This window comes from Bacillus fungorum (assembly GCF_002746455.1).
Lineage (GTDB): Bacteria > Bacillota > Bacilli > Bacillales > Bacillaceae_G > Bacillus_A > Bacillus_A fungorum.
Genome location: NZ_NWUW01000030.1, coordinates 40,936 through 47,193, shown reverse-complemented (window position 1 = coordinate 47,193; position 6,258 = coordinate 40,936). Strand labels below are relative to the sequence as shown.

Annotated in this window: 8 protein-coding genes; 1 reads left to right on the top strand and 7 read right to left on the bottom strand. The window is 33.7% G+C overall.

The window, feature by feature from the left end:
• Window positions 1–140: 140 nt before the first annotated feature.
• The 3 genes from CO726_RS26075 to cls all read right to left on the bottom strand — a co-directional run bounded on the left by CO726_RS26075 (window position 141) and on the right by cls (window position 2,178).
• A complete protein-coding gene (locus tag CO726_RS26075; protein WP_001045960.1) occupies window positions 141–320 on the bottom strand; it encodes a hypothetical protein in 180 nt (59 codons plus the stop codon).
• Window positions 321–503: 183 nt separating this feature from the next.
• Window positions 504–962 carry a spore coat protein gene (locus tag CO726_RS26070; RefSeq protein WP_099686177.1) on the bottom strand — a complete coding sequence of 153 codons (459 nt, stop codon included), beginning with the start codon at window positions 960–962 and terminating at the stop codon, window positions 504–506.
• A 31-nt stretch (window positions 963–993) separates the two neighbouring features.
• On the bottom strand, window positions 994–2,178 hold the full coding sequence (cls, locus tag CO726_RS26065; protein ID WP_136699856.1) for a cardiolipin synthase: 1,185 nt from the start codon (window positions 2,176–2,178) through the stop codon (window positions 994–996).
• Window positions 2,179–2,338: 160 nt separating this feature from the next.
• On the opposite strand from cls, the gene CO726_RS26060 reads away from it, so the two are divergent.
• Window positions 2,339–2,425 carry a YjcZ family sporulation protein gene (locus tag CO726_RS26060; protein ID WP_000505094.1) on the top strand — a complete coding sequence of 29 codons (87 nt, stop codon included), beginning with the start codon at window positions 2,339–2,341 and terminating at the stop codon, window positions 2,423–2,425.
• Between the two features lie 126 nt (window positions 2,426–2,551).
• Here the strand turns inward: CO726_RS26060 and CO726_RS26055 are convergent, their stop codons facing one another.
• The 4 genes from CO726_RS26055 to CO726_RS26040 all read right to left on the bottom strand — a co-directional run bounded on the left by CO726_RS26055 (window position 2,552) and on the right by CO726_RS26040 (window position 6,087).
• Window positions 2,552–3,058, bottom strand: coding sequence for an acyl-CoA thioesterase (locus tag CO726_RS26055; protein WP_000141167.1), 507 nt, complete (start codon window positions 3,056–3,058; stop codon window positions 2,552–2,554).
• 119 nt (window positions 3,059–3,177) lie between these two features.
• The gene (locus CO726_RS26050) at window positions 3,178–4,047 is read right to left on the bottom strand and encodes a TIGR03943 family putative permease subunit (protein WP_099686176.1); all 870 of its coding nucleotides are present in this window, start codon (window positions 4,045–4,047) and stop codon (window positions 3,178–3,180) included.
• 3 nt (window positions 4,048–4,050) lie between these two features.
• On the bottom strand, window positions 4,051–4,947 hold the full coding sequence (locus tag CO726_RS26045; protein WP_000418724.1) for a permease: 897 nt from the start codon (window positions 4,945–4,947) through the stop codon (window positions 4,051–4,053).
• 198 nt (window positions 4,948–5,145) lie between these two features.
• Window positions 5,146–6,087: a magnesium transporter CorA family protein gene (locus CO726_RS26040; protein ID WP_000932395.1), complete on the bottom strand. Its 942-nt coding sequence runs from the start codon at window positions 6,085–6,087 to the stop codon at window positions 5,146–5,148.
• Between the last annotated feature and the right edge of the window lie 171 nt (window positions 6,088–6,258).

Sequence of the window (6,258 nt, the reverse complement as noted above, 5' to 3'; positions counted from 1 at the left end):
AAAAAAATCGCCTCTGCTTTCGTGTTTTTGTTGGTGTGGTTACTTACAATTATACAGGACAAGGCGATTTTTTTGTGCAAAAAAAGGGCTGCCCATAAGTCGGTTTCACCGACTTATGGGACAGCCCCTTTATTATTACATTATTTCTTTTCTTTAGAATCCGTAGACTTCTCAGTTCCACTTGTTTCTTTATCCTTTTTGTCCTCTTGTTGTGTTGTTGTATCGTCTTCTTTCTTCTTGTCCTCACCTTTACTACAACCTACCATTAATAAAGAACTTGCAAGTGCCATAGCAGTTAATGATTTAACCCATTTGTTCATTTGCGTTTCCTCCTTTTGATAGAATATGTACAATCCCATATTACTCTCTATTTTTAAAGGAAAGATTGAAAAACAGTAAATAAACGGTAAATATTTGTAAATTTTCTGATGATACAGATATACATCTAGTTTTTTCTCTATGAAAAGAAAAAACTAAGGTGCGCATCTTTCTGCCTTAGTTTCTTATGCAAACTTCTCATTTTCATATACATGTTTAATCTTATACTCTTTCTTCACAACATATTGCCATACACTATAGGCATAACGGTTCATTTTCAGGAAGCAATTTTCTAAAAAAGAGCGGAATTCTGGATTCGCAACTTCAACTGCCACTTGAGCAAACTTTAGTGCTAACTGTTTTAAATGCGAAATATAACAAGTTGCAATATGGACATCTCCTGTATATTTACTATCAATTTCCTTTTCCATTTCATGAAAATGAAATGAAATTGGTTCACAAGTTATATGCTGTACATTCTCTCCTTCTTGAAAATTCACTTGTTCATTATATGCTTGCAACATATATGGTAAATGTTGCTGTAATAGCTCCTTTAATTCTTCGTCTCTTACCTTGCCTGTATACTCTCCAACCTTATATATAAGCATATAACTATACCTCATTAGTTCTTTCATACAATCCACGAAAGTGCCTCCCTTCTCTTTTTTCTATATGCTATAAATATGATGCTATAACATTCCCTATTCTTGCTAAAAACCAATCCCATTTACTAATTTTCTCAAAATCTTCTTCCGAAAATCTTTTTGATTTATGAAAGTCTTCCTTTAATTGGTTCCATACGTCAGCAACAACTGTTTTATCATATATGACACAGTTAGATTCACAATTTAAATAAAAACTTCTATTATCAAAATTCGCTGTACCTATATCAACAATTTCTTCATCAATGATTGTTACTTTCCCGTGAAAAAAACCATTCCGATATTGATAGATCTCCGCTCCAGCATGGTTCATCTCTCTCAAATACGGGTAGGCAGCTTGCTTTAACAACACGGCATCACTTTTAAATGGTACGAGAATTTTTACATTGACACCCCGGTTTAATGCATCTTTTAACTCTCTCATCATTTCTTTACTCGGTACAAAATATGGTGTAGCAATAATTAAAGACTTTTTAGCCTGCTTTAAAAGTGCTCCATATTTTTCCCATAACCCTTTTCCATCTGAAAATAAATATTGATATTTTACATTCCCTATTTCAGATGAACTTTTATGTACAGGCATATTTTCTCCAGTATCTTCTTTCCAGTCAGCAGCGAATTTTCTTTCCATATCAGTTGCACCATTCCCCTTGACTCGCACATGATAATCACGCCACGGGCCAAATTTCGGATCTTGTCCAAAGTACTCCTTTCCAATATTAAAGCCGCCGATATATGATACTTTTCCGTCAATCGTAACTATGCGTCTATGGTTTCGTTGATGCAATGAATAGAATAGATGTTTCAATTTAGGTTTTTTACTAAACGTAAACTGCACACCATTGCTTTTTAGTTGACGAATTATCTTTTTCTTCAGCTTATATCCACCCATTCGATCAACTGACAATTTTACTTCTACTCCACTCGATGCCTTTTTCTCGAGCAACTGCAAAAACTCTTTGCTTATTTCATCTTTACCTACAATATAAAAATGGATATATATGTACTTTTCTGCATTACGTATATCCTCAAATAATTTTGTATATAACTCTTCACCGTTCGTATACAGTTGAAATTCACCTAATCGAACTTGTCCTACTTCATATTCACTAGCCATTTTTTTCCCCATTTCCACATCGATGTTCATCCAAATGAATACACCTATTAAACAAAGGATTACAACGAAAAAGTGTTTCATGGATATTTTCCTTTCTCCACTTACTGTTATTTCTATATCTTCCCTTTTTTAATACAATATCATTCAAGAAAATATGTCATTACATGATATATGTCCATATCAAACGATAGCTCATTTGCATATTGTATGTTGTATCTTAAAATAAAAGGAGGAAATAACAATGGGCTTCGCACATGGTAATGGATTCGCGCTATTAGTCGTATTATTTATCCTCTTAATCATCGTCGGTGCTGCTTGCTTCTGCTAAGTAGTTATCGTCATATGATATGTGGATGAAAAAACTATAAAAGCGGACACCTATTTTTAGGTGTCCGCTTTTCATATGAAAAACATTTCAGGCTGTTATGATACCTTTAACGACTAAATATTCAACTCAAAAAGTTAGTAATGTGGCTACTTTCTTACTCTCTGCCTTACGTATATGACGTTGTTCTGCACGTAGCACTGCAATACGATGTAATTCTTTCTCCTCTTCTGTTTCAGGGATTACTCGAGGAACTGGAACTGGATTATTTTCCTTACTAAGTGCAACAAAAGTAACAAATGACGTTGCCGCTATACGCTTCTCACCTGAAATTAAATCTTCTGCTACTACCTTCACAAATACTTCCATAGAAGTTCTACCCGTCCAAATTACAAAGGATTCATAACTCACACAATCTGAAGAACGAACAGGATGTAAGAAATCTACCCAATCCATAGATGCTGTAACACATTCTTTTCTCGCATGCCTCGTTGCTGAAATAGAAGCAACCATATCCATCTCGGCTAATATCTTTCCACCAAATAGCGTATTGTGATCATTTAAATCCGTTGGAAATACTCTGCTCGTTTTAAACACTCTGGATTCATTAGCCGTTTTTCCCTTTACTTCAGTCATTGTTATCACCCCTTTAATTATTTATCCTTGATATTTCCATACTCACTATAATAAATGAACTACACATTTAATATTAACAACATTCAGAACTCTTAGTCCATAAAAAAGAACCGATGTGATCAATCGGCTCCTCTAAATACATATTGTTCTTTCGGCTGTTCAACTTTATTCCATTTTGTTACTTCTAAAACAGGAATATTTGCATGGAACGGCTGATAAAATTCAGTAGAAATTTCTCCCTCTATTTGAATCCAATCATCATTTTTCCATTCTACTCCTTCTGGCTTTTTCACTAACATACCGTATACACCGGAATCCGCTACACAATGTATAATACCGAAGCGGAATAAGAAATATTGTTCTTTTTTAGAAGAATCATCCTTGAACACAAACCCTTTAAAAGATAATTTTTTCCCAGTAAACTCGCCAGGGTAATTGTAAATCGTTTCCATTCCTTTTAAGAAATCCTCATCGTTTAAAGCAATATTGTCTTTCGTAACAAACTCTTTCTTCCCTTTTTCCATTACACCACGGTATCCTTCTTTTCCGTAATAAATACTCGTGTCCGGTCTAAGGAATTGCCTTGTCATAAACGGATCTTTACTTTCTGCTTGTGCTACCGGAAAATGAAATCCCTTCGCTTTAACAATATCCGAATCTAGTGTCGCAATCGGGAAAAATAATCCTGAAACAATTGGAAAACAGAACAAAGTATAAGAAAATGTTCGTTTCCACCATGTATTTTCATCTTTTGAATGATCGTGCCCACAATGACTATGATCACATCCGCAATTGTGCTGTTCTTTTTCTTTTTGATGCTCTTTTTGGAAAACGATAATAATTTGTACAATCGTTAAGAAACCTAGAATAATTGCTGCTGTTGTTGATAAATAGGCATACTTCATATTGATATACTTCGTAATATTACCGGAAATATGAAGCTGCGCGATTAAGATTGTAAAACCCAATAATATATATGCTCGAAACATAACCTACCACCCCATCGCATAAATGAGTAGTGAGCTTGCATAAACAACAAGTGTAACTGTAACTGTAACGACAATTACAAATTTTGTTTTAAACGTCGCAAGCATCATAAACATATTTTTAATATCCACCATCGGTCCATATACGAGGAACGCGACAAGTGATGCCGTTGAAAATGTACTTTGGAATGACGAAGCAATAAACGCATCCGCTTCTGAACAAAGTGATAAAATGTAAGCAAGTCCCATCATAACAGCTGGTGAAGAGAACGGCCCTTGTCCTATAGCAAGAAGTGTTGAAGTTTGTACGAACGTTTGAACTGCAGCTGCAATTAACGCACCTAATACTAAATATTTTCCCATCGAGAAAAACTCTTCAACAGCATGCGTACATACATCCCACATTTTTTTACGTAATGGACGCTTATGATTCACTTCTGGGAAGTGATCATCTCTTAATTGGTGTTCTTTAAACATAAATGATAATATAATTCCAACGATAATTGCTACGATAATCGCTACAATAGAACGATACCATACCATGTGCATACTACTTCCAAAGGCAACGTATGTTGCAAATAATACGACCGGATTAATAATTGGCCCAGTTAACATAAATGCAATCCCGGCATATGGCGGAACCCCTTTTCCGATTAATCGCCTTACAATCGGAACAATTCCACATTCACAACCTGGAAACATCATACCTAAAAAAGTAGCCATTAAAACAGACAGAAATCGGTTTTTCGGCATCCATTTTGCTACCATATCCTCTGTCACAAACATTTGAATGAATCCTGAAATAAATACACCAATGAGCACAAAAGGAAGTGCTTCGATCAATATGGAGATAAAGATTGTATTCATTTGCAGGAATGCTTTCGGTAATTGAAACAATTCCATGATGTATTTCCTCCAACTTTTCATTAACAATATGTAATTTTAACTCCATTTTATGAATTGGACAAGACTTATACGGAATTCACTCCCTTCATATACATTACATTTTATAAGTTATATTCTATTCAAAACTTTCGATTTCATAGCAAAAAAGCTGCTCTAGCGCAGTTATACAACTATGCTAGAGCAGCTTTCTTATCGTTAAAAGTAACGTTTCTTCCAAAAAACAAATGCTAATGTGAAAGATAGTGTTACACATATTATAAGTACAATTACAAAGCCATGTGCTTCTCCTTCAAACGGAACCTTTACGTTCATTCCAAAGAAACTAGAAACCATCGTTGGTAACGATAAAATGATTGTAATAGACGTTAACAGTTTCATAACACTATTTAAATTATTTGATATAACAGAGCTAAAAGTATTCATCATTCCACTTAAAATGTGACTATATATTTCTGCCATTTCAATAGCCTGTTTATTTTCAATTAATACATCTTCTAATAAATCTTGATCATCCTCATACATTTTTAAGAATGTACTGTTACGCATTAATTTTTGAATTACAATTTTATTTGCCTTTAATGATGTTGTAAAGTAAACTAAACTTTTTTCAAGACCTAGCAATGTGAAAATCTCTTTATTTTTCATCGACTGATTTAATTGATGCTCTAAATCGATTGTTTTTCTGTTAATTTGCTTTAAGTATCTTAAATAATAAGTAGAAATTGTATATAAGAGCTGCAGTGCAAAGCGTGTCTTCTTAAACGTATAAAATTCTTTAATACGCTGATTAATAAAACGTTCAAAAATTGGGTTTTCTTCTAAACAAATTGTCACAAAACAATCTGGCATAACAATCATACCAATTGGAATCGTGTCATAAATCGAATTTCCTTCTTCATCATGTCTAACTGTTGGAATATCCACGATTATTAAAGTATTATTGTCTTCCTTTTCAATACGAGAGCGTTCTTCATCATCTAAAGGGTCTTTAATGAAATCTAAGTCTACATTTAAAGTTTGTACTAGATATTGAATTTCTTCTTCCGTTGGATGAAGTACATTAATCCAGCAACCCTTTTGCATTTCCTCAACCTCTTGTAGTTTTCCGTTTCGGTCTGTTAAATAAATATTTAACATACTATCACCCCGATTCTTTTTACATGTAGGAATCTACCTCTCTTACATAACAGTTTTTGAACCGCCATTCTCAGCATATGAAACATACGTTTAAATTTCAATAGAAAAATTATTTTGAAAACGTTTTTATAAGAAAAATATTATAAAGTGAAACTTTAATCAGTGGGAGGC

Coding starts and splice junctions, on each gene's coding strand:
- CO726_RS26075 (WP_001045960.1), bottom strand. CDS start 320: ATGAACAAATGGGTTAAATCATTAACTGCTATGGCACTTGCAAGTTCT.
- cls (WP_136699856.1), bottom strand. CDS start 2,178: ATGAAACACTTTTTCGTTGTAATCCTTTGTTTAATAGGTGTATTCATT.
- CO726_RS26060 (WP_000505094.1), top strand. CDS start 2,339: ATGGGCTTCGCACATGGTAATGGATTCGCGCTATTAGTCGTATTATTT.
- CO726_RS26055 (WP_000141167.1), bottom strand. CDS start 3,058: ATGACTGAAGTAAAGGGAAAAACGGCTAATGAATCCAGAGTGTTTAAA.
- CO726_RS26050 (WP_099686176.1), bottom strand. CDS start 4,047: ATGTTTCGAGCATATATATTATTGGGTTTTACAATCTTAATCGCGCAG.
- CO726_RS26045 (WP_000418724.1), bottom strand. CDS start 4,947: ATGGAATTGTTTCAATTACCGAAAGCATTCCTGCAAATGAATACAATC.
- CO726_RS26040 (WP_000932395.1), bottom strand. CDS start 6,087: ATGTTAAATATTTATTTAACAGACCGAAACGGAAAACTACAAGAGGTT.